This window comes from Streptomyces sp. NPDC056600 (assembly GCF_042792855.1).
GTDB lineage: Bacteria > Actinomycetota > Actinomycetes > Streptomycetales > Streptomycetaceae > Streptomyces.
In genome coordinates this window covers 21,734-42,780 of sequence record NZ_JBHTVQ010000009.1, presented here as the reverse complement: position 1 = coordinate 42,780, position 21,047 = coordinate 21,734, and the positions used below count along the sequence as shown (strand labels likewise).

Here is a 21,047-nt window from a genome sequence, read left to right as displayed (position 1 = left end):
CTCCGAGGAGGGGACGTGAGTCTTCCGCAGATCGTCACGCGGGAGGAGTGGCGTGCCGCGCGCGAGGCGCTGCGTGCCCAGGAGGAGGAACTGGACAGGGCCCGGCGCGCCCTGAACGCCCGGCGGCGGCAGCTGCCGATGGTGGAGGCCGGCGACGAGTACGTCTTCGGCGGCGGGGACGGCAGGGCCACCCTGCGCGACCTCTTCGAGGGCCGTCACCAGCTGATCGTGCACCACTTCGCGCTCCCGCCGGAGGGGGAGGACGACGGGGCCGACCGTCCCGGGAGCGCCGCCCTCCTCGACCAGATCGGGCCGCTGACCCACCTGTGGACGCGGCACACCACCTTCGCCGTGGTGTCGCGCGCGCCGTTCCGGCGGATCCTGCCGTTCAAGGCACGGATGGGCTGGGCGGTGCCCTGGTACTCCTCCGCGGGCAGCCCCTTCGACGCGGACTTCGACGCCACCGTGGTGCGCGCGGGACGACCGGTCGACCGGCCGGGGATCAGCTGCTTCCTGCGGGACCGGGACCGCGTCTTCCACACCTACTCGGCCTTCGAGGACGCCCTGGCAGGCGTCGGGTCGCTGACCGGCCTCCTCGACCTGACCGCCCTGGGGCGGCAGGAGGAGGGGGAGGAGACGCCGGGGCGCGCCCCGGCGGTCCCGGCCGTCGGCGCGGTCAGGCGGTGACCGGCGTCGACCAGGCCGGGGCCGCGCCCGTCACCTGGCACAGCGCCAGGTACAGCGGGATGGGCGGGGTGTACGGCACGGTCCCGTCGGGGGCGTGGAGCAGTTCGGGCAGGGTGCGGGGCACCTCCGGCAGCACCGCCCCGGGCACGTACCGGACCGGCTCCGGCCAGGTCATGGCGTAGTCGGAGTCGGCGGGCACGATCCACCACCACTGTGTGCCGTCGGCGAACACACAGCCCACCCGGGGCAGGTGGGGCAGGGCGCGGGCCGCCAGGTCCGCCGGGACCACGACGGCGTCGCAGCCCAGCGGCAGGCTCATGCGTTCCGGCACGGCCAGACGCCGGGCCGCCGCCGGACCGCCCGTTCGGCGAGTCATGCGTACCAGTGTGTCCATGGTCATGCTCCGGCCTCCGGCGAATCCCGCGCTCACACCCATTCGGCCCCCGTCCCCGTCCCGTCCGTCCCGGGCAGGACAGCGGCCCGGCTCTCGTTCTCGCACTCGCCGTCGGCGTCGTCCTCCGGTTCGGGCGGCGCGCCCCAGCCGAGGTCCAGGTGGGCCACCTCCGCCCACACCAGCATTCCCGCGTCGTGCCGCTGGGCGCCCCAGGCGCGGCACAGCGCGTCCACCAGCAGCAGGCCCCGCCCGTGTTCCCGCTCCGGGTCCGGGGGCCGCACCTGGATCTCCTCGGCGGCGCACCCCTGGTCGCGCACCGTGATCCGCAGCGCGCCGGGGACCGGCCGCACCTCGCAGACCACGCCCTGACCCCCGGTGTGCACCACCGCGTTGGTCACCAGCTCGGAGATCACCAGCAGCGCGGTGTCGTAGGCGTCCCCCGAGATCCGCCAGTCGGCCAGCCCGACGCGGGCCAGGCGGCGAGCCCGGGCCGGCGTGGAGGGATGCGCGGGGAGATGGAACCGGAACCTCCGCTCGGCGGTGGGTCCGGCCGCCGGAGACGGCTTCCCCTCGGCGGAGGCGGCACTTAAGGGCGCGGGCGGAATCACGCATGCCACTATCGCGGCGTCAAGAACACTTGGCAAGAGCCACTCTGAAAGTTGCAGAGTGCCTGGAGACTCTCTGAGTCGGCCATGGCACACTGCTCTCCGATGCCGCGGGCGAACCTCCCCACCGTCCCCAACAGCGGTTTCACCAGAACGTGTCGGACAGACGTGCGAGACAAACGGGGGTATCGCGTGGCAGCCGGTCCGGTGACCCCGCCGCCAGGAGGCCAGAAATGAGCGAGCCGAGATCCGCGCCCACCGTCGGGCAGGTGGTGCTCGGCCGTCGCCTGCTCGATCTGCGGGAGAGCGCCGGGATGAAGCGCGAGGAGGCGGCCCGCCTCCTGCACGTCGCCCCGGCGACGGTCCGGCGCATGGAGACCGCCGAGGTCGCGCTCAAGATCCCCTACGTCCACCTGCTGCTCAAGGCGTACGGGGTGGACGACGAGGAGGCGCAGGCCTTCGTCCGGCTCGCCGAGGACGCCAACAAGCCCGGCTGGTGGCAGCGTTACCACGACATCCTGCCGGGCTGGTTCTCCCTCTACGTCAGCCTCGAGGGCGCGGCCTCGCTGATACGCGGCTACGAACCGCACTTCGTGCCGGGCCTGCTGCAGACCGAGGACTACGCGCGGGGCGTGATCCGGGCCGGGGCCACCGGCCGGGAGGACCCGGAGCAGACCGAGCGGCTGGTGGCGCTGCGGATGCGCCGCCAGCGGCTGCTCACCCGCCCCGACGCCCCCCGGTTCTGGGTGGTGATGGACGAGACGGCGCTGCGCCGCCCGGTCGGCGGGCCCGAGGTGATGCGCGCCCAGATCGGCGCGCTGCTGGAGGCCGCCGATCTCCCCCATGTGACGTTGCAGGTCGCCGAGTTCTCGGCCGGCCCGCACGCCGGGACGTACGGCCCGTTCGTGCTGTTCCGGTTCGCCGTGCCGGAGCTCCCGGACATGGTCTACAGCGAGTACCTGACCGGGGCCGTCTACCTGGACGCACGTGCCGAGGTGTCGGCCCATCTGCAGGTCATGGACCGCATGGCGGCGGCAGCCGCCACCGCACAACGCACCAAGGAGATCCTCCGCGATCTCCGCGAGGAGTTTGAATGACACCCATCTACAACGGGATGCCGGCCGGCCTGCTGGGGAGCGAGGGCTGGCGCAAGCCCTGGAGCGGCCCCAACGGCGGCAACTGTCTGGAGGCGATGAAGCTCGCCGACGGCCGGGTCGCGCTGCGGCAGTCGACCGACCCGGAGGGCCCCGCGCTGATATACACCAGCGCCGAGATGACCGCCTTCATCGAGGGCGCCAAGGCGGGTGAGGCCGACTTCCTCCTCTCCTGACGACCGGCGCGCCGTCAAGACGCCGCTGCCGGGCGGCGATCGACGAGCCGGTGTAGGTGCCTGCGCTCAACTTGCTTATATTTGCGTTTACTTGCTTCTGCTGTTGCTCAACATTGCAGTACCGAACAGGAGTCGACGATGTCCGGACAGGGGACCGGCGGCGACGCCGCGGGGATCGACACCACCCGGCCGCATCCCGCGCGGATGTACGACTGGTTCCTCGGAGGCAAGGACAACTACCCCGTGGACGAGGCCATGGGCCGTCGGCTGCTGGCCGTCGAGCCCAACGTCCCGGTGATGGCCAAGGTCAACCGGGCCTTCATGCAGCGCTCCGCCCGCTGGCTGGCGCAGCAGGGCGTCCGCCAGTTCCTCGACGTCGGCACCGGCATCCCCACCGAGCCCAACCTGCACCAGATCGTGCAGGGCGTCGCCCCCGAGTGCCGGGTCGTCTACTGCGACAACGACCCGATCGTGCTCGCCCACGCCGAGGCCCTGCTGCGCGGCACCCCCGAGGGCGCCATCGACTACGTGCAGGCCGACGCCCTGCGGACCGACCTCATCCTGGAGCGGGCCGGCAAGGTCCTGGACCTCGGTCGGCCGGTCGCCGTCTCGCTGATCGCCCTCCTGCACTTCGTCAAGGACGAGGACGGCGCCTACGAACTGGTCGAGAGGCTGGTCGCGGCCCTCGCTCCGGGCAGCTACCTGGTGATCTCGCACGCCACCGCCGACGCCGACCCGGAGGCGGCCGCCCAGGCGGACGAGATGTACCGCAGCAGCGCCATGAAGCTGGCGCTGCGCAGCCGCGAGGAGTTCACCCGCTTCTTCGACGGCCTGGAACTCGTCGAGCCGGGCGTGGTGACCCCCGAGGTCTGGCACCCCGAGCTCGGCGAGCCGGTCCCCGGGCAGGAGGACATCGTCGTCCCCGGCTACGCGGCCGTCGCCCGCGTGGCCTGACCGCACCGGGCACGGGGGGCGTCCGCCCGCCCCGTTACGGTGGGGGAGTGCGACTCGAAGCGATCACCTGGGAACGCCTCGCCGACCGCCTCGCGGACCGCCTCCTCGACCTGCGGCCCGCCGACGGCTCGCCCTGGCCCCGGGTGGCGTTCGACGGGGCGCCGGCCGCCCGCCCCGGCCAACTCGCCGCCCGCGTCGCCCAGGCGCTGCGCCCCCGCGGCCGCGCCGCCGTGGTGGTCGGCGCCGAAGGGTTCCTGCGGCCCGCCTCGCTGCGCTACGAGTACGGCCACCGGGACGTGGACTCCTACTACGACGGCTGGTTCGACACCGGCGCCCTCTGGCGCGAGGTCCTCGGGCCCCTGTACCCCGGCGGCGAGGGGCGCGTGCTGCCCGACCTGTGGGACCCCGTCACCGACCGGGCCACCCGCAGCCCCGCCGTCGCCCTGCCGCCCGGCTCGCCGCTCCTGCTGCACGGCCCCTTCCTGCTCAAGGAGGGGTTCCCCTTCGACCTCACCGTCCACCTGGCGCTCTCCGCCGGCGCGCTGCGCCGCCGGACCGGCGAGGAGGAGCTCTGGACCCTCCCGGCGTACGAGCGCTACGACCGCGAGACGGGGCCCGCGCAGGCGGCCGACGTCCTGGTACGGGCCGACGACCCGCGCCACCCGGCGTGGAACGGCTGACCGAACCGGGCGAACTGGGATGATTCCGGCATGACGACACTCGACGGTTTCCAGACCGACGACCGGACGGACCGGACCCCCGAACCGCACGACAGCCGCCTGCGGGAGGTGACCGCCGCCCGCCAGGAGGCGGTCGCCGCCCTCTTCGACCCCGTGACCTGCCGCCACCTGGAGGAGCTGGGCGTGGGTCCCGGCTGGCGCTGCTGGGAGGTCGGCGCCGGCGGGGCGACCGTGGCGGCCTGGCTGGCCAAGAGGGCCGGTCCGACCGGAAAGGTCGTCCTCACCGACACCGACGCCTCCCGGGCCGAGGCCGCCGCCCGGCCGGTGGAGAGCCGCGTGCACCGCCTGGGCCGTGACGAGCCGCCCGGCGAGGGCTTCGACCTGGTGCACGCGCGGCTGACGCTGGCCGGGACGCCGGACCCGGACCGCGCGCTGCGGACGATGATCCGGGCCCTGCGGCCGGGCGGACGGCTGTTGGTGGAGGAGGCCGACCTGGAGTTGCAGCCGCTGCTGTGCCCCGAGGAGTCCGGCGCCGAGCAGCAGCTGGGCAACCGGCTGCGCCTCGGGCTGCGGCACCTGCTCGCCCGGCAGGGGGTGGACCTCGCGCACGGCCGCCGCCTGCCGCGACTGCTGCGCGAGGCGGGGCTGCGGCGGGTGGAGGCCGACGTGTACGTCCCGCTCGCCTCCGAGGCGTGCGGACGGCTGGAGACGGCCACCGTCGCGCAGCACCGGGCGACGCTCACCGCGGCGGGCGTCACCACGGACGAGGAGATCGACCGTCACCTCGCGAACGTCGCCGCCGGCGGCATGGACCTCGCCGCCACCCCCCTCGTCTCCGTCCGGGGCCGCCGTCCCTGACGCCGGCCGCGCGGACCGGTGGGTCGGGCGGCCCGGCCGGTCGCGGGCGGCGGGCCCGGCGGGCGGTGTGCGGCAGGCGGGTCCGGCGGTGTGCGGGCGGGTCAGAAGAGCGGTTCGGGGAGCACGCCCTCCAGGGCGAGGAGGCGGCGCTTGGTCTCCAGGCCGCCGGAGAACCCGCCGACCCCGCCGTCGCTCTCCACGACCCGGTGGCACGGCACCACGACCGGCAGCGGGTTGGAACCCATCGCCGCCCCCACCGCCTGCGCCCCGCCGGGCCGCCCGACCCGGCGGGCCAGCTCCCCGTACCCGACCACCGACCCGAACGGCACCGACGCCGCCAGCTCCCGCAGCACCCGGCCGTTGAACCCCGCCTCGCCGGGCAGCAGCGACCAGTCCAGCGGGAGGGAGAACTCCCGCCGGGCGCCGGACAGGTACTCCTCGAGCTGGCGTATCGCCTCCGCGAGCAACGGCGCACCGGGATCCCGCGCGGGCCGCACGCCCAGCAGGGCGGCGGCCCTGGCGAGGAACCGCTCGCACACCTCGGGCCGGGCGTGGAACACCACGCCGGCCAGCCCCCGCGGCGTGACGAGGAGGAGCACCGGCCCCAGCGGCCCCTCCACGACCTCGTGGGCGGCCCACCGGCCGTCGCCGGCCCCGCCCTGCTCCGAGCTGTTCATGCGCCCACCGTACGACCCGCCACCGACAACGGGGCGCCGCCCGCCGAACCCGTCAGAACACCGACAGCGCCCGCCGCACCACGTCGGGCCGGTTGGTGATCAGGCAGTCGACCCCGTAGGTCGCCGCGATCAGCGTGTCCACCGGCCGGTCCACGGTCCACGCGCAGACCTCCACCGGCCGTCCGTGCGGCCCGCGCAGCCGCTGCACCGCGGCCACGTAGCCCACCGTGAGCTTCAGGTGCTGCGGGTTGATCTGGTCCGCGAACCGCGCGTACTCCCGCAGCCGGTCCACCGACGGCGCGCCCAGCACGGCCGTGCGCACGGCCGGACGCAGCCGGTGCACCGTGCGGATGGCCGGCGCGTCGAAGCTCTGGACCACCAGCCGCTTCAGGTGGGCGCGGTCCAGCCACCCGGAGCGGCGCAGCTCGGCCAGCACCTGCCGGGCGATGCCCGGGTAGAGCGTCGGGTTCTTGAGCTCCAGCAGCAGGCTCTGCCGGTTGCGGTCCACGCGGGCCAGGTACTGCCGCAGCGTCGGCACGCGCGCTCCCTTGAACCGGCGCCCGAACCAGCTGCCCGCGTCCAGCCGGGCGATCTCCGCCGACGTGAAGTCGCGCACCCGCCACGGGGCGCGGCCGGGGAAGACCCGCTCCACGTCGGTCGTGCGGGCCAGCCCCACGTCGTGGAGCACCACCAGAACGCCGTCCTTGGTGCGCTGGACGTCGTTCTCCACCCAGGTGAAACCCAGCCGGCGCGCCCGGTCCACGGCGAGCAGCGTATTCTCGGGCGCCATGGCGGACGCGCCCCGATGGGCGATGACCGCGGGGTGTCCGCTCTCGTGGTCGGCGCGGGCGCCGGAGATAGGGAGCAGAAGGGCGACCAGGCCCAGAAGCGCCGAGGCGGTCGCGGCGACTGCGCGCGCGTGCATGCGTTCTCCTCGCGTCGACTGTCACGGACGGTTCCAGAGTGACAGCAGACAGTGCGCGAGGCCGGGATGCCGGATCGGGCGTGGAGCGGCCCCTGATGCCCAATTCGGCCCGTGGGCACCCTCACAAGTGGGTCGACGATGTGATTCTTTGACGCAGAATCGTTGGTCCCATCAGGTGAGAGTCATACTCTCCCCACCGGTACCCGGCCGCTTGGGCGGGTACCGGACAGGACGGACGCGAAGCATCCACACGGACGACACGGGGCGGAAGGGAAACCGCGCATGCACGGCACGGTCGACGGTTTCAGTCACGGGCTCATCACGCCGGTGGCGGCCTTCGTGATGGCCTGCCTCGGTGGCGCCCTCGGATTGCGCTGCACCACCCGGGCGCTGCTGGTCGGCCGCCGCAGGACGGCCTGGCTGGCCCTCGGGTCCGCCGCCATAGGCTCGGGCATCTGGACGATGCACTTCATCGCGATGACCGGGTTCGCGATCGACGGGACGGTGGTCAACTACGACCTGCCGACCACCTTCGCCAGCCTCGCGGTGGCCATCGTCATGGTCGGCATCGGCACCTTCCTGGTGGGCTACTGGAACGCCACCGGAACGGCTCTGTTCACCGGCGGCACCCTCACCGGCCTGGGCATCGCCTCCATGCACTACCTCGGCATGGCCGGAATGCGCTTCGGCGGCGAACTGCGCTACGACACCGCCACCGTCGCCCTCTCCGCCCTCATCGGGGTGGTCGCCGCCACCACCGCCCTGTGGGCGGCGAGCCAGGTGCGCGGCCTGCTGTGGAGCGTGGGAGCCAGCCTGGTCATGGGGCTCGCGGTCACCGGCATGCACTACACCGGGATGGCCGCCGCCAGCGTCCACCTGCACGACGGCCCCACGGGCGCGGTCGCCGGCACCTCGGCCGAGGTGCTGCTCGGCCCCGTGCTGGCGGGCCCGCTGGCCTTCCTGCTGCTGGCCGGGATCGTGGTGATGTTCGACCCGCAGATGGTGATGAGCCGCCCCGCCCCGCAGCGCGCCGACGGGGACCTGTACGGCCCCGTCCCCGGCTCGGTGCCCGCCTCCCGCCCGTCCGGCCAGGCCTCCCGTCCCGGCCTCCGGCCGGAGCCGCGCGGCGACCGCCGCGGGTCCCTGGCGGGCAGCCGCGAGGAGGACCGCAGCGCCGCCTGGTACGGCTGACGCGAGCCGTCCGGCACGGGCCCCCGCACGAGCCGTCCGAGGGTGCCGCACGGCCCCGCGCGACCGCGGCCCGGGGACGTTGTCGGCGCCGGGTCGTAACGTGGAGGCATGCGGCCCGTTTCCCACATCGAACGCACGGTGGCGCCTTTCGAGGTCGTCAGCCCCTACCAGCCGAGCGGTGACCAGCCCACCGCGATCGCCGACCTGTCCCGGCGCATCAAGGGCGGCGAGAAGGACGTCGTCCTGCTCGGCGCGACCGGCACCGGCAAGTCCGCCACCACCGCCTGGATGATCGAGCAGCTCCAGCGGCCGACGCTGGTGATGGCGCCCAACAAGACCCTCGCCGCCCAGCTGGCGAACGAGTTCCGCGAACTGCTGCCGAACAACGCCGTCGAGTACTTCGTGTCGTACTACGACTACTACCAGCCCGAGGCGTACGTCCCGCAGTCGGACACCTACATCGAAAAGGACTCCTCGATCAACGAGGAGGTCGAGCGGCTGCGCCACTCCGCGACCAACTCCCTGCTCACCCGCCGGGACGTCGTCGTGGTCGCCTCCGTCTCCTGCATCTACGGCCTGGGCACGCCCCAGGAGTACGTGGACCGGATGGTGTCCCTCAAGGTCGGCGAGGAGATCGACCGGGACGACCTGCTGCGCCGGTTCGTGGACATCCAGTACACCCGCAACGACGTGGCGTTCACCCGCGGCACCTTCCGGGTGCGCGGCGACACCATCGAGATCTTCCCGGTGTACGAGGAGCTCGCCGTCCGCATCGAGATGTTCGGCGACGAGATCGAGTCGCTGACCACCCTCCACCCGCTCACCGGCGAGATCATCAGCGACGAGCGCCAGCTCTACGTCTTCCCCGCCTCGCACTACGTGGCCGGCCCCGAGCGGCTGGAGCGTTCGGTGCGCGACATCGAGGCGGAGCTGGAGCAGCGCCTCGCCGAGCTGGAGAAGCAGGGCAAGCTGCTGGAGGCCCAGCGGCTGCGCATGCGCACCACCTACGACCTCGAGATGCTCCGCCAGATCGGCACCTGCTCCGGCGTGGAGAACTACTCGATGCACTTCGACGGCCGCAGCCCCGGCACGCCGCCGAACACCCTGCTGGACTACTTCCCGGAGGACTTCCTCCTGGTCATCGACGAGTCCCACGTGACGGTCCCGCAGATCGGCGCCATGTTCGAGGGTGACGCCTCCCGTAAGCGGACCCTGGTCGACCACGGCTTCCGGCTGCCGTCCGCGATGGACAACCGGCCGCTGAAGTGGGAGGAGTTCCAGGAGCGCGTCGGGCAGGCGGTCTACCTGTCGGCGACCCCCGGCGCCTACGAGCTCTCCCGCTCGGACGGCCAGGTCGAGCAGATCATCCGCCCGACCGGCCTGGTCGACCCGGAGGTCGTGGTCAAGCCCACCGAGGGCCAGATCGACGACCTGGTGCACGAGATCCGCGAGCGCGTCGAGCGCGACGAACGGGTCCTGGTCACCACCCTCACCAAGAAGATGGCCGAGGACCTCACCGACTACTTCCTGGAGCTGGGCATCCAGGTCCGCTACCTGCACAGCGACGTGGACACCCTGCGCCGCATCGAGCTGCTGCGCGAGCTGCGCGCCGGCGAGTACGACGTCCTCGTCGGCATCAACCTGCTCCGTGAGGGCCTCGACCTGCCCGAGGTGTCCCTGGTGGCCATCCTGGACGCCGACAAGGAGGGCTTCCTGCGCTCCGGCACCTCGCTGATCCAGACCATCGGCCGCGCGGCGCGCAACGTCTCCGGCCAGGTGCACATGTACGCCGACAGGATCACCCCGGCCATGGCCAAGGCGATCGACGAGACGAACCGGCGCCGGGAGAAGCAGGTCGCCTACAACAAGGCGAACGGCGTCGACCCGCAGCCGCTGCGCAAGAAGATCAACGACATCGTGTCGCAGATCGCCCGCGAGGAGGTCGACACCGAGCAGCTGCTCGGCTCCGGCTACCGGCAGGGCGGCGGCAAGGCCGCCGGCACGGCCCCCGTCCCCGCCGCCTCGTCCAAGGCGGCCCGCAAGGGCAAGGGCAAGGGGGCCAAGGCCGACGGCGCGGTGACGGACCGCCCGGCCGCCGAACTCGCCCAGCAGATCGAGGAGATGACCCAGCGGATGCGCGCCGCCGCCGCCGACCTCCAGTTCGAGGTCGCCGCCCGGCTGCGGGACGAGGTCTCCGAGATGAAGAGGGAGCTGCGGCAGATGAAGGAAGCGGGGGTGGCCTGAGCGCTCGGGCCCCAGCGGTTGGGCCCGAGCGGTCCGCCGTGGCGCCGGGGCCGGCCCCGCCCCCGGGGCAGGGCCGGCGCCGCTGCGCCGTCCCGCAGCACGGTGCCGCGGCGCTGTGTTGCAGGACCGACACAAATCCCGCAAGGGACGGGCGCTGTGGCGGCGCGCACCCATAGGGTCGAAGGGCTCGCGGGGGGCCGCGGGCGAGGGGATTCACGGGGACTTCATGTCCGAGAGGGGACCGCGCGTGACCGTCAACATGACCAAGGGCCAGGCGATCAGTCTGCAGAAGGACGACGGCGGTAGTCTCACCGCGGTCCGCATGGGGCTGGGCTGGCAGTCCGCCCCGCGCCGCGGTCTGTTCGGCCGCCGCGTCCGGGAGATCGACCTGGACGCCTCCGCGCTGCTGTTCGCCGGAGGACAGCTGGTGGACGTGGTCTTCTTCCGTCACCTCGTCAGCGACGACGGCTCGGTGCGGCACACCGGCGACAACCTGGTCGGCGGCGCCGGCACCGGAGGGGACGACGAGGCGATCCTGGTCGACCTCCAGCGGGTGCCGGTGCACGTGGACAAGATCGTGTTCACGGTGAACTCCTTCACCGGGCAGACCTTCGAGGAGGTCGCCAACGCCTTCTGCCGCCTGGTCGACGAGACCAACGGCCGCGAGCTGGCCCGCTACACGCTGGCCGGCGGCGGGGCGTACACCGCGCAGATCATGGCGAAGGTCCACCGCAGCGGGCCGGGCTGGACGATGACGGCCATCGGCGCGCCGTCCAACGGCCGCACGTTCCAGGACCTGCTGCCGGACATCTCCCGGCAGCTCTGACGTAGGAGGCGGGCCCGCCGTACAACCGGCGGGCGCACGGAGGGGAAAGACGGCGATGACGGCCGAGCTGGTGCGGGGCCAGAACCATCCGCTCACCGAAGCCCGACCGGAGGTCCGGGTCTCGGCCGGCCGCCCGGTGACGGTCGGGGCGGTCCTCACGGACGAGCAGGGCCGCCTCGCGGGCGTCGAGGGCGTGCTCCTGCCGGGAGGGCCCGCCGGGCCGCCCGGCGTCGCGCTCCCCGAGCGGGCCGCCGGGGAGGAGCACCGGGTGACTCTCGAACCGGGCGCGCTGCCGGAGACCGTGCACCGGGTGGGGATCGTCCTGGCCCTGCCACCCGGGGAGCGCTTCGGGGGCGGGCCCGCGCCCTTCACCGCCGTCGTCGCGGGCGGCTCCTCGGGGCCGCCGCTGGTCGGCTACACCATCACCGGGCTTGACAGCGAGTGCGCGGTCGTCGCACTGGAGCTGTACCGCAGGCAGGGGGTGTGGAAGGTCCGCGCCGTCGGGCAGGGATACGCGGCCGGGCTCGCGGCCCTGCTCGCCGACCACGGCCTGCCCTCCGCCGAGGCCCAGCGGCTCGCCGCCGCCGTCACCCCCCTGGCGCAGGACGGCGGCCGGGTGCTGCCGTCGCCTTCCACCACGGGCACGGGTTCCTCCGCCACCGCGGGTTCCTCCGCCGCCGCGGGTCCGCCCACCGTGGGGACGCCCGCTTCCGGGGTGCCGTCCGCCGCCGGGACACCCGCCGCGGGCACACCCGCCTCCGCCGGCGCGACCGCACAGGGTCTTCCCGGCGGCACGGCCGCTCCGGGCACGCCCGCCGCCGAAGGTGTCCAGGCCGCGCCGGGCGGCGCGCACACCGCCGGGGGAGCCGTCTCGGCGGCCGCCTCCGGGGTCACGGGCCTGCCGTCCCTCGGCGATCCCGCCGAGACCTTCAGGACACCGCCCGCGGGCACGGGAACACCGCCCGCCGGCACGGCGTCCGCCCGCCCCGGCGACGCCGGAACCTCCGTTCCCGCCCCCGAGGGCGCGTCGCGGGTCGACTACCGCCACCCGCGACGAGGGCAGACCCCGTCCGCCCAGGGCCAGGCCGGGACCCACGGCCGCGCCGAACCCGGGGCCGAGCAGCACCCCGCCCCCGTGGCGGGGGACGCCGCCGGATGGTCGATGGAGGAGCGGCTCTACAACCAGGTCTGGGGCATGTTCGAGGACCTGGCCCGGGCCGTCGCCGCCTTCCGCAGCGCGGTCGAGTTCGCCGACAACCGGCGGGACCAGGAGATCGACGGCGTGCTGGGCGACTACCGCGCCCGCGCCGACGGGACGGTCGACCGCGCCCGCCGGGAGGCCAAGGCCCGCCGCGAGGACCTGGTGGGCCGGGCCCAGCAGGTCCTCGACCAGCAGCTCGCCCAGCTGAGGGCCGAGTCCGCGGTGGTCGAGCCCGCCCTGCCCCCGGCGTACGCCCGCTGGGAGAGCTCGGCGTGGCAGTCCTACCGGGCGCCGCAGGAGCAGCCGCTTGCCCTGCGCCTGGGCGACGTGAGCCTCCCGGAGAGCGGCGCCCTGCGCATCCCCCTGCTGCTCCGGCTGCCGCTGGAACGCGGCCTGTGGATCGACAGCGGCGCCGGCGGCGGGGCGAACGGTCTCCTGGTCACGCCCGAGGAGCTGCGCCGGCTCGCCCTCGACATGGCCGTCGCGCTCGCCACCCGGCTGCTGGCCGCCCACCCGCCCGGCGGGTTCACCGTCCACGTGATCGACGCCGCCGGGACGGGCGCCCGGGCGCTGACCCCGCTGGCGCGAGCCGGCGTGCTCGCCGAGCCCCCGTCCGCCGGCCCCGCCGCCGTCTCGGGCCTGCTCGCCCGTCTGGCCGGTCACGTCGACCTGGTGCAGATGGCCGTGCGGGCCGGCGCCGCCGAGTCGCTGCCGCCCGGCACCGACCTGTCCCAGCGGCTGCTGATCGTGCACGACTTCCCGCACGCCTTCGACGACCGGGCCGTCACCGGCCTGCGCTATCTGGCCGACGAGGGACCGCGGGCCGGGGTCCACCTGCTGATGGTGGCGGACCGCGAGGACGCCGCCGATTTCGGCGCCCTCCTCGACCCGCTGTGGCGGTCGCTCCTGCGCCTGACCCCGGTGCCCGAGGATCACCTGGCCGACCCCTGGGTCTGCCACGCCTGGACGTACGAGCCGTCGCTGCCTCCCCGGAACGGTGCCACCCTGGAAGGGGTGCTGGCCCGGGTCGCCGCCGCCCGCCGCGAGTGACTCTCCGTGGTCGACATCGCGCCAAGGAAAGGTAAAGGAGCTCTTTACCCTCCCTTGGTGATTGGTGTACCTTCGAACAGACGGAGGGGAGTACTCCCTGTCTGATGCGGCGTTCCCGTCAATACGGCCCGGGCCAGAAGCCCCGGGCCCGGGGCGTCGGCCCGCGGTCTTGACCGCGGGTGGAAGAGACCTCCGGTTTCTCTCTGTGACCGGAGGTATCGGTGGAAGTTTCCTTGACCCTGTGGGTCGCCACGGTGGCCGTCCTGGCCCTGCTGATCGGCGCCGACTTCTTCATCGGCCGCAAGCCGCACGACGTGTCGGTCAAGGAGGCCGGCATCTGGACGGCGGTATGGATCGGCCTCGCCTGTCTCTTCGGCCTCGGCCTGCTCGTCTTCGCCGGCGGCGCGCCCGCCGGAGAGTTCTTCGCGGGCTTCGTGACCGAGAAGTCGCTGAGCGTCGACAACCTGTTCGTGTTCGTCCTGATCATGGCGAAGTTCGCGGTGCCGTCGCACCTGCAGCAGCGGGTGCTGCTGATCGGCGTGCTGATCGCCCTGGTGCTGCGGGCCGTGTTCATCGCGGCGGGCGCGGCGATCATCGCCAGCTTCTCGTGGGTCTTCTACATCTTCGGCGCGTTCCTGATCTACACCGCCTGGAAGCTCATCCAGGAGGCCAGGTCCGGGAACAGCGAGGAGGAGTACGAGGAGAACCGCCTGCTCAAGGCGGCCGAGCGCCGCTTCGGCGTCGCCGACCGCTACCACGGCACCAAGCTGTGGATCCGGGAGAACGGCAAGCGCGTGATGACGCCGATGATGGTCGTCGTCCTCGCCATCGGCACCACCGACGTGCTGTTCGCCCTGGACTCCATCCCCGCGATCTTCGGCCTGACCCAGGACCCGTACATCGTCTTCACCGCCAACGCCTTCGCCCTGATGGGTCTGCGGCAGCTGTACTTCCTGATCGGCGGCCTGCTCGAGAAGCTGGTCCACCTGTCGTACGGCCTCTCCGTGATCCTCGGCTTCATCGGCGTGAAGCTGGTGCTGCACGCCCTGCACGAGTCCGGGGTGCACGTCCCCGAGATCTCCATCCCGGTCTCCCTGGGCGTCATCTGCACCGTCCTGGTGGTCACCACGATCACCAGCCTGATGGCCAACCGGAAGACCCGGGAGGCCGAGGCGAGGGCCAAGGCCGCGGAGAGCGACAGGACCGACGCCTGACCGGAGGCGCGACGACACGGCGGCGGAGCCCACGCGGGGCGCCCCCGGGGCTCCGCCGCCGTGCGACCGAAGTCATCGACTGAGAGGATCGGCGTATGAAGGCCCTGTCTGCCCGGAAGCGACCCCCCATGTCGCTCTGGGCGGTGGCGGCACCAGCTCTCGCAGTGGTCGTCCTGGCCTTCACCTGGGGCCGCAGCGTGCCACCAGGGGTGATCGTGCTGATGACGGCGGCCCTGGCCGCCGCCGTCCTCGCCGCGGTGCACCACGCCGAGGTGATCGCCCACCGGGTGGGCGAGCCGTTCGGCTCACTGATCCTCGCGGTGGCGGTCACCGTCATCGAGGTCGGGCTGATCGTCATGCTGATGGCGGGAGGGGGCGAGCAGAGCACCACCCTCGCCCGGGACACCGTCTTCGCCGCCGTGATGATCACCCTCAACGGCATCACCGGCCTCTGCCTGCTGGTCGCCTCGCTGAGACACCGCACCGCCATCTTCAACTCCGAGGGGACGGGCGCCGCCCTCGCCACCGTCGCCACGCTGGCCACGCTCAGCCTGGTGCTGCCCAACTTCACCGCGAGCGCTCCCGGCCCCGAGTTCAGCGGAGCCCAGCTGGTCTTCGCCGCGGTGGCGGCGCTCGTCCTCTACGGCCTGTACGTCGCCACCCAGACGCGCCGGCACCGGGACTACTTCCTGCCGGTCACCCGGGAGGGCGGTGTCATCTCCGAGGAGGACCACGCCCAGGTGCCGTCGAACCGCAGGGCGCTGGTCAGCCTCGCCCTGCTGCTCCTGGCCCTGGGCGGCGTGGTCGGCCTCGCCAAGGGCGTGTCGCCCGCCATCGAGAGCGGCATCGCGGCCGCCGGGATGCCGCACGCGGTCGTCGGTGTCGTCATCGCCCTGCTGGTGCTGCTGCCCGAGACGATCGCCGCGGTGCACGCCGCCCGCAAGGACCGCGTGCAGACCAGCCTCAACCTCGCCATCGGCTCCGCCATGGCCAGCATCGGCCTGACCATCCCGGCCGTCGCCGTCGCCTCGATCTGGCTGGACGGCCCGCTGCTGCTCGGGCTGGGCGCCACCCACATGGTGCTGCTCGTGCTGACCGTGGTGGTGGGCACCCTGACGATCGTCCCCGGACGGGCCACCCCGCTCCAGGCGGGCCTGCACCTGGCCATCCTCGCCGCCTACCTGGAACTGTCCGTCATCCCCTGAACCGGCCGTGATAGACCCTTCGGAGCCGACCGCACGAGTCACCGCACCGGAGGTTCTCCATGGCCCGCACCCTCGCCGACGCCCCGATCATGATCCTCAACGGGCCCAACCTGAACCTGCTCGGGCAGCGCCAGGTCGACATCTACGGCGCCGGCACCCTCGCCGACGTGGAGGCGATGTGCGCGAAGGCGGCGGCCGCCCACGGCGGGAGCGTCGACCTGCGGCAGTCCAACCACGAGGGCGAACTGATCGACTGGATCCACGAGGCCCGGCTCAGCCACTGCGGCATCGTGATCAACCCCGCCGCCTACTCGCACACCTCCGTCGCCCTGCTGGACGCGCTCAACACCTGCGACGGGCTTCCGGTGGTGGAGGTCCACATCTCCAACATCCACCGCCGTGAGGAGTTCCGGCACCACTCCTACGTCTCGCAGCGCGCGGACGGCGTGATCGCGGGCTGCGGGCTCCAGGGGTACGTGTTCGCCGTGGAACGGATCGCCGCGCTGGCCGGCGAGGGCCTCGCCGCCGCCTGACGCGTCACGCCCCCGCCGTCACCAGCCCCGGGCGCGCCACTCCTCCAGGTGCGGGCGCTCGGCGCCCAGGCTGGTGTCGTCGCCGTGGCCCGGGTAGACCCAGGTCTCGTCCGGCAGGACGTCGAACAGCTTGGTCGTCACGTCCCGGTAGAGGGCCGCGAAGGCCTCCGGGTCCTTGCGGGTGTTGCCCAGGCCGCCCGGGAAGAGGCAGTCGCCGGTGAAGACGTGCGGGTGCCCGTGCGGGTCGTCGTAGACCAGCGCGACGGAGCCCGGGGTGTGGCCGACCAGGTGGCGGGCGGTGAGCCGGACGTGACCGACGCTGATGTGGTCGCCGTCGTCGAGCAGGACGTCGGTGGGGACCGGGATGCCCTCGGCGTCCTCCCGCCCGGCGTAGGTGCGGGCGCCGGTGGCGGCCACCACCTCGGCGAGCGCCTGCCAGTGGTCGGGATGCCGGTGGGTGGTGACGACCGAGGTGATCGAGTCGTCGCCGATGCTGCCGAGCAGGGTGTGCGCGTCGTTCGCCGCGTCGACGAGCAGCTGCTCGTCAGTGGCGCGGCAGCGCAGCACATACGCGTTGTTGTCCATCGGGCCGACCGCGATCTTGGTGATCATCAGGTCCCGCAGCTCGTGCACATCGGCCGGGCCGCCGACCTTCACCGCTCCCGTGTACGTCATGCTTCGCAGCCTATAGCGGGACCGGGGAACACGATCGGGTGACGCGTGACGGGGACGCCCTGGATTCGAATGTGCGTGCTATAAGCTCGGTGGCCCACACCGGGAAGGCCGGAAGCGTCCGATGTGTTGAAGAGGGCGGAAACCGGTGAAGCCACCGGTGTTGTCAGTGGGCCCCCCTACGCTGAAGAAGGACGGGGGTGTGCCCCTGTCACCTCCCCCCAAGAAAGGTGCGGAACCGGCGTGGCCGACCGTCTCATCGTCCGTGGCGCGCGCGAGCACAACCTGAAGAACGTCTCGCTCGACCTGCCGCGCGACTCGCTCATCGTCTTCTCGGGTCTGTCGGGTTCGGGCAAGTCGTCCCTCGCGTTCGACACGATCTTCGCCGAGGGCCAGCGGCGTTACGTGGAGTCGCTGTCCTCGTACGCCCGGCAGTTCCTCGGCCAGATGGACAAGCCGGACGTGGACTTCATCGAGGGTCTCTCCCCGGCGGTGTCCATCGACCAGAAGTCGACCTCGCGCAACCCGCGCTCGACGGTCGGCACCATCACGGAGGTCTACGACTACCTCCGACTGCTCTTCGCGCGGATCGGCAAGCCGCACTGCCCGGAGTGCTCCCGCCCCATCTCCCGCCAGTCGCCGCAGGCCATCGTGGACAAGGTCCTGGAGCTGCCCGAGGGCAGCCGGTTCCAGGTGCTCTCCCCGCTGGTGCGCGAGCGCAAGGGCGAGTTCGTCGACCTCTTCGCGGACCTGCAGACCAAGGGCTACAGCCGGGCCCGGGTGGACGGCGAGACGATCCAGCTCTCCGAGCCGCCGAAGCTGAAGAAGCAGGAGAAGCACACCATCGAGGTGGTCGTGGACCGCCTGACGGTGAAGGGCTCGGCCAAGCGCCGCCTCACCGACTCGGTGGAGACCGCGCTCGGCCTCTCCGGCGGCATGGTCGTGCTCGACTTCGTCGACCTCGACGCCGACGACCCCGAGCGCGAGCGGATGTTCTCGGAGCACCTGTACTGCCCGTACGACGACCTCTCCTTCGAGGAGCTGGAGCCGCGCTCCTTCTCCTTCAACTCGCCCTTCGGCGCCTGCCCCGACTGCTCCGGCATCGGCACGCGCATGGAGGTCGACCCCGAGCTGATCGTCCCGGACCCGGAGAAGACGCTCGAGGAGGGCGCCATCCACCCGTGGTCCGCGGGCCACGCCAAGGAGTACTTCGGCCGCCTGGTCGACGCGCTCGCCGACGCCCTGGGCTTCCGCACCGACATCCCCTTCGCCGGGCTGCCGGCCCGCGCCAAGAAGGCGCTGCTGCACGGTCACAAGACGCAGATCGACGTCCGCTACCGCAACCGGTACGGCCGCGAGCGCCGGTACACCACGCCGTTCGAGGGCGCCGTCCCGTTCGTCAAGCGCCGTCACGAGGACGCCGAGACGGACAACAGCCGTGAGCGCTTCGAGGGCTACATGCGCGAGGTGCCCTGCTCGACCTGTGAGGGCGCCCGGCTCAAGCCGATCGTCCTGGCGGTCACCGTGCACGGGAAGTCGATCGCGGACATTTCCTCCTTGTCGATCAGCGAGTGCGCCGACTTCCTGGCGCAGCTCAAGCTGACCGCCCGCGAGAAGAAGATCGCCGAGCGGGTCCTCAAGGAGGTCAACGAGCGGCTGCGCTTCCTGGTCGACGTCGGCCTGGACTACCTCTCGCTCAACCGCGCCGCCGGCACGCTCTCCGGAGGCGAGGCCCAGCGCATCCGCCTGGCCACCCAGATCGGCTCCGGCCTGGTCGGCGTGCTGTACGTGCTCGACGAGCCGTCCATCGGTCTCCACCAGCGGGACAACCACCGGCTGATCGAGACCCTGGTGCGGCTGCGCGACATGGGCAACACGCTGATCGTCGTGGAGCACGACGAGGACACCATGAAGGCGGCCGACTGGATCGTCGACGTCGGCCCCGGCGCAGGCGAGCACGGCGGCTCGGTGGTGCACAGCGGCTCGCTGGAGGAGCTGCTGGCCAACGCCAAGTCGGAGACGGGCCTGTACCTGTCGGGCAAGAAGGCGATCCCGGTGCCGGACGTGCGGCGCCCGCTCGACCCCTCGCGGCGGCTGACCGTGCGCGGGGCGCGCGAGAACAACCTGAAGGACGTCGACGTCTCCTTCCCGCTGGGCGTCCTCACCGCCGTCACCGGCGTCTCCGGCTCCGGCAAGTCGACGCTGGTCAACGACATCCTCTACACCCACCTGGCGCGCGAGCTCAACGGCGCCCGCCGGGTGCCGGGCCGCCACACCCGGGTCGAGGGCGACGACCTGCTCGACAAGGTCGTGCACGTCGACCAGTCGCCGATCGGCCGCACCCCGCGGTCCAACCCGGCCACCTACACCGGCGTCTTCGACCACGTCCGCAAGCTGTTCGCCGAGACCACCGAGGCGAAGGTCCGCGGCTACCTGCCCGGCCGCTTCTCCTTCAACGTCAAGGGCGGCCGCTGCGAGAACTGCTCCGGCGACGGCACGATCAAGATCGAGATGAACTTCCTCCCGGACGTGTACGTCCCGTGCGAGGTGTGCCACGGGGCCCGGTACAACCGGGAGACCCTCGAGGTGCACTACAAGGGGAAGAACATCGCCGAGGTCCTGAACATGCCGATCGACGAGGCGCTGGACTTCTTCGAGGCCATCCCCGGCATCTCCCGCCACCTGCGCACCCTCAACGAGGTCGGGCTCGGCTACGTCCGCCTCGGCCAGTCGGCGACCACGCTCTCCGGCGGCGAGGCGCAGCGCGTCAAGCTCGCCACCGAGCTGCAGCGCCGCTCCAACGGGCGCACCGTCTACGTGCTCGACGAGCCGACCACCGGTCTGCACTTCGAGGACATCAGCAAGCTGCTGAAGGTGCTCTCCGGCCTGGTGGAGAAGGGCAACACGGTCATCGTCATCGAGCACAACCTCGACGTCATCAAGACGGCCGACTGGGTCGTCGACATGGGTCCCGAGGGCGGCGCAGGAGGCGGCATGGTGGTCGCCGAGGGCACGCCGGAGGAGGTGGCCGCGATCCCGGCCAGCCACACCGGCAAGTTCCTGCGCGAGATCCTCGGCGACCGCGTCAGCGACGCGAGCCCGGCGGCCAAGCCGCGCAAGAAGGCCGCCGCGCGCAAGCGCTGACGGTCCCCGCGTCCCTCGTACGACCGCGGCCCCCGCTCCCACCCGGAGCGGGGGCCGCGGTCGTGCCAGGAACGTACAAGACCCGAGCCGTGCGGAAGCGGCAGGCTCGGAACACCGGACGGAGCGGCCGACGAGGGCCGCTCCGGCTCCACCGGCCCGCAGAGTCCGCACAGCCCGAGAGGTTTCCGGATGCCCGAGCCCACCAGCCCCGCGCCCATCAGCCCCGCGCCCACGAGTCCCGCGCCCACCACCACCGAGCTCGCCGCACCTGCGCCCACGGCAACCGCACCCGCACCCGTCGCCGTGAACATCGCCGAGAAACTGTCGCAGTTCGGCGAGCTGTGGTCGCAGAAGCGCATCGCCGTGCTCAACGACTACGAGGTCAAGGTCGCCAAGCTGAAAGGGGAGTTCGTCCGGCACACCCATGAGGACACCGACGAGCTGTTCCTGGTCGTCGCGGGACGGCTCACGATCCAGCTCCGCGACGGCGACGTGGTGCTGGGACCCGGGGAGCTGTTCGTCGTCCCACGCGGTGTGGAGCACTGCCCCGTGGCCCACGAGGAGACCGCGATCCTGCTGGTCGAGCCCGCCGGAACGCTCAACACCGGTGACGCGGGCGGGCCGATGACCAAGCCGGCCGAGAGCCTGGCCTGAGCG

At 72.6% G+C, this 21,047-nt stretch carries 20 protein-coding genes; 15 read left to right on the top strand and 5 right to left on the bottom strand.

Annotation, left to right across the window (positions count from 1 at the left end; genetic code table 11):
* Window positions 1-15 precede the first annotated feature (15 nt).
* Window positions 16-687 carry a DUF899 family protein gene (locus ACFRAV_RS07310; RefSeq protein ID WP_382552388.1) on the top strand — a complete coding sequence of 224 codons (672 nt, stop codon included), beginning with the start codon at window positions 16-18 and terminating at the stop codon, window positions 685-687.
* Here ACFRAV_RS07310 and ACFRAV_RS07305 read toward each other — a convergent pair.
* A complete protein-coding gene (locus tag ACFRAV_RS07305; protein ID WP_382552387.1) occupies window positions 677-1,123 on the bottom strand; it encodes a hypothetical protein in 447 nt (148 codons plus the stop codon). The genes ACFRAV_RS07310 and ACFRAV_RS07305 overlap by 11 nt on opposite strands.
* Window positions 1,114-1,689, bottom strand: a complete 576-nt coding sequence (locus ACFRAV_RS07300) for an ATP-binding protein (RefSeq protein WP_382552386.1) — start codon at window positions 1,687-1,689, stop codon at window positions 1,114-1,116. The genes ACFRAV_RS07305 and ACFRAV_RS07300 overlap by 10 nt, the downstream gene beginning before the upstream one ends.
* 230 nt (window positions 1,690-1,919) lie before the next feature.
* On the opposite strand from ACFRAV_RS07300, the gene ACFRAV_RS07295 reads away from it, so the two are divergent.
* The 5 genes from ACFRAV_RS07295 to ACFRAV_RS07275 all read left to right on the top strand — a co-directional run bounded on the left by ACFRAV_RS07295 (window position 1,920) and on the right by ACFRAV_RS07275 (window position 5,508).
* A complete protein-coding gene (locus tag ACFRAV_RS07295; RefSeq protein ID WP_382552384.1) occupies window positions 1,920-2,783 on the top strand; it encodes a helix-turn-helix domain-containing protein in 864 nt (287 codons plus the stop codon).
* Window positions 2,780-3,016: a DUF397 domain-containing protein gene (locus ACFRAV_RS07290; protein ID WP_108953941.1), complete on the top strand. Its 237-nt coding sequence runs from the start codon at window positions 2,780-2,782 to the stop codon at window positions 3,014-3,016. Before ACFRAV_RS07295 ends, ACFRAV_RS07290 begins: the two co-directional genes overlap by 4 nt.
* A gap of 138 nt (window positions 3,017-3,154) precedes the next feature.
* Window positions 3,155-3,970: an SAM-dependent methyltransferase gene (locus ACFRAV_RS07285; RefSeq protein WP_382552383.1), complete on the top strand. Its 816-nt coding sequence runs from the start codon at window positions 3,155-3,157 to the stop codon at window positions 3,968-3,970.
* A 47-nt stretch (window positions 3,971-4,017) separates the two neighbouring features.
* Window positions 4,018-4,650 carry a uridine kinase gene (locus ACFRAV_RS07280; RefSeq protein WP_382552381.1) on the top strand — a complete coding sequence of 211 codons (633 nt, stop codon included), beginning with the start codon at window positions 4,018-4,020 and terminating at the stop codon, window positions 4,648-4,650.
* Between the two features lie 30 nt (window positions 4,651-4,680).
* Window positions 4,681-5,508, top strand: coding sequence for a class I SAM-dependent methyltransferase (locus ACFRAV_RS07275; RefSeq protein WP_382552380.1), 828 nt, complete (start codon window positions 4,681-4,683; stop codon window positions 5,506-5,508).
* Between the two features lie 101 nt (window positions 5,509-5,609).
* On the opposite strand, the gene ACFRAV_RS07270 is transcribed toward ACFRAV_RS07275, so the two are convergent.
* The gene (locus tag ACFRAV_RS07270) at window positions 5,610-6,185 is read right to left on the bottom strand and encodes a methylated-DNA--[protein]-cysteine S-methyltransferase (RefSeq protein ID WP_382552378.1); all 576 of its coding nucleotides are present in this window, start codon (window positions 6,183-6,185) and stop codon (window positions 5,610-5,612) included.
* A gap of 52 nt (window positions 6,186-6,237) precedes the next feature.
* Complete coding sequence (locus tag ACFRAV_RS07265; RefSeq protein ID WP_382552376.1) at window positions 6,238-7,110, bottom strand: glycerophosphodiester phosphodiesterase; 873 nt, start codon at window positions 7,108-7,110, stop codon at window positions 6,238-6,240.
* A gap of 282 nt (window positions 7,111-7,392) precedes the next feature.
* Here ACFRAV_RS07265 and ACFRAV_RS07260 point away from each other — a divergent pair, with 282 nt between their 5' ends.
* The 7 genes from ACFRAV_RS07260 to aroQ all read left to right on the top strand — a co-directional run bounded on the left by ACFRAV_RS07260 (window position 7,393) and on the right by aroQ (window position 16,574).
* Window positions 7,393-8,301, top strand: coding sequence for an MHYT domain-containing protein (locus tag ACFRAV_RS07260; protein ID WP_382552374.1), 909 nt, complete (start codon window positions 7,393-7,395; stop codon window positions 8,299-8,301).
* A 108-nt stretch (window positions 8,302-8,409) separates the two neighbouring features.
* Window positions 8,410-10,545 carry an excinuclease ABC subunit UvrB gene (uvrB, locus tag ACFRAV_RS07255; protein WP_382552372.1) on the top strand — a complete coding sequence of 712 codons (2,136 nt, stop codon included), beginning with the start codon at window positions 8,410-8,412 and terminating at the stop codon, window positions 10,543-10,545.
* Between the two features lie 247 nt (window positions 10,546-10,792).
* On the top strand, window positions 10,793-11,371 hold the full coding sequence (locus ACFRAV_RS07250) for a TerD family protein (RefSeq protein ID WP_351117732.1): 579 nt from the start codon (window positions 10,793-10,795) through the stop codon (window positions 11,369-11,371).
* Window positions 11,372-11,426: 55 nt separating this feature from the next.
* Entirely contained in the window at window positions 11,427-13,622 is a 2,196-nt protein-coding gene (locus tag ACFRAV_RS07245) for a TerD family protein (RefSeq protein WP_382552370.1), read from the top strand.
* Window positions 13,623-13,843: 221 nt separating this feature from the next.
* The gene (locus ACFRAV_RS07240) at window positions 13,844-14,836 is read left to right on the top strand and encodes a TerC family protein (protein WP_382552368.1); all 993 of its coding nucleotides are present in this window, start codon (window positions 13,844-13,846) and stop codon (window positions 14,834-14,836) included.
* A 95-nt stretch (window positions 14,837-14,931) separates the two neighbouring features.
* On the top strand, window positions 14,932-16,041 hold the full coding sequence (locus ACFRAV_RS07235) for a calcium:proton antiporter (protein WP_382552366.1): 1,110 nt from the start codon (window positions 14,932-14,934) through the stop codon (window positions 16,039-16,041).
* 59 nt (window positions 16,042-16,100) lie between these two features.
* Window positions 16,101-16,574, top strand: coding sequence for a type II 3-dehydroquinate dehydratase (gene aroQ, locus ACFRAV_RS07230; RefSeq protein ID WP_382552364.1), 474 nt, complete (start codon window positions 16,101-16,103; stop codon window positions 16,572-16,574).
* A gap of 18 nt (window positions 16,575-16,592) precedes the next feature.
* On the opposite strand, the gene ACFRAV_RS07225 is transcribed toward aroQ, so the two are convergent.
* Window positions 16,593-17,249, bottom strand: coding sequence for an MBL fold metallo-hydrolase (locus ACFRAV_RS07225; protein WP_382552363.1), 657 nt, complete (start codon window positions 17,247-17,249; stop codon window positions 16,593-16,595).
* Window positions 17,250-17,489: 240 nt separating this feature from the next.
* Between ACFRAV_RS07225 and uvrA the strand changes: the two genes are divergently transcribed.
* Both uvrA and ACFRAV_RS07215 read left to right on the top strand, forming a co-directional pair.
* Window positions 17,490-20,390, top strand: coding sequence for an excinuclease ABC subunit UvrA (gene uvrA, locus ACFRAV_RS07220; protein WP_382552361.1), 2,901 nt, complete (start codon window positions 17,490-17,492; stop codon window positions 20,388-20,390).
* Window positions 20,391-20,579: 189 nt separating this feature from the next.
* The gene (locus ACFRAV_RS07215; RefSeq protein ID WP_382552359.1) at window positions 20,580-21,044 is read left to right on the top strand and encodes a cupin domain-containing protein; all 465 of its coding nucleotides are present in this window, start codon (window positions 20,580-20,582) and stop codon (window positions 21,042-21,044) included.
* The last annotated feature ends 3 nt before the right edge of the window (window positions 21,045-21,047 follow it).

Excerpts from the sequence above, each read along its gene's own strand:
- uvrB (WP_382552372.1), top strand. The coding sequence starts at position 8,410 with ATGCGGCCCGTTTCCCACATCGAACGCACGGTGGCGCCTTTCGAGGTC.
- ACFRAV_RS07245 (WP_382552370.1), top strand. The coding sequence starts at position 11,427 with ATGACGGCCGAGCTGGTGCGGGGCCAGAACCATCCGCTCACCGAAGCC.
- ACFRAV_RS07295 (WP_382552384.1), top strand. The coding sequence starts at position 1,920 with ATGAGCGAGCCGAGATCCGCGCCCACCGTCGGGCAGGTGGTGCTCGGC.
- ACFRAV_RS07260 (WP_382552374.1), top strand. The coding sequence starts at position 7,393 with ATGCACGGCACGGTCGACGGTTTCAGTCACGGGCTCATCACGCCGGTG.
- ACFRAV_RS07290 (WP_108953941.1), top strand. The coding sequence starts at position 2,780 with ATGACACCCATCTACAACGGGATGCCGGCCGGCCTGCTGGGGAGCGAG.
- ACFRAV_RS07275 (WP_382552380.1), top strand. The coding sequence starts at position 4,681 with ATGACGACACTCGACGGTTTCCAGACCGACGACCGGACGGACCGGACC.
- ACFRAV_RS07225 (WP_382552363.1), bottom strand. The coding sequence starts at position 17,249 with ATGACGTACACGGGAGCGGTGAAGGTCGGCGGCCCGGCCGATGTGCAC.
- ACFRAV_RS07285 (WP_382552383.1), top strand. The coding sequence starts at position 3,155 with ATGTCCGGACAGGGGACCGGCGGCGACGCCGCGGGGATCGACACCACC.
- ACFRAV_RS07270 (WP_382552378.1), bottom strand. The coding sequence starts at position 6,185 with ATGAACAGCTCGGAGCAGGGCGGGGCCGGCGACGGCCGGTGGGCCGCC.
- ACFRAV_RS07235 (WP_382552366.1), top strand. The coding sequence starts at position 14,932 with ATGAAGGCCCTGTCTGCCCGGAAGCGACCCCCCATGTCGCTCTGGGCG.
- aroQ (WP_382552364.1), top strand. The coding sequence starts at position 16,101 with ATGGCCCGCACCCTCGCCGACGCCCCGATCATGATCCTCAACGGGCCC.
- ACFRAV_RS07265 (WP_382552376.1), bottom strand. The coding sequence starts at position 7,110 with ATGCACGCGCGCGCAGTCGCCGCGACCGCCTCGGCGCTTCTGGGCCTG.
- ACFRAV_RS07215 (WP_382552359.1), top strand. The coding sequence starts at position 20,580 with ATGCCCGAGCCCACCAGCCCCGCGCCCATCAGCCCCGCGCCCACGAGT.
- ACFRAV_RS07305 (WP_382552387.1), bottom strand. The coding sequence starts at position 1,123 with ATGGGTGTGAGCGCGGGATTCGCCGGAGGCCGGAGCATGACCATGGAC.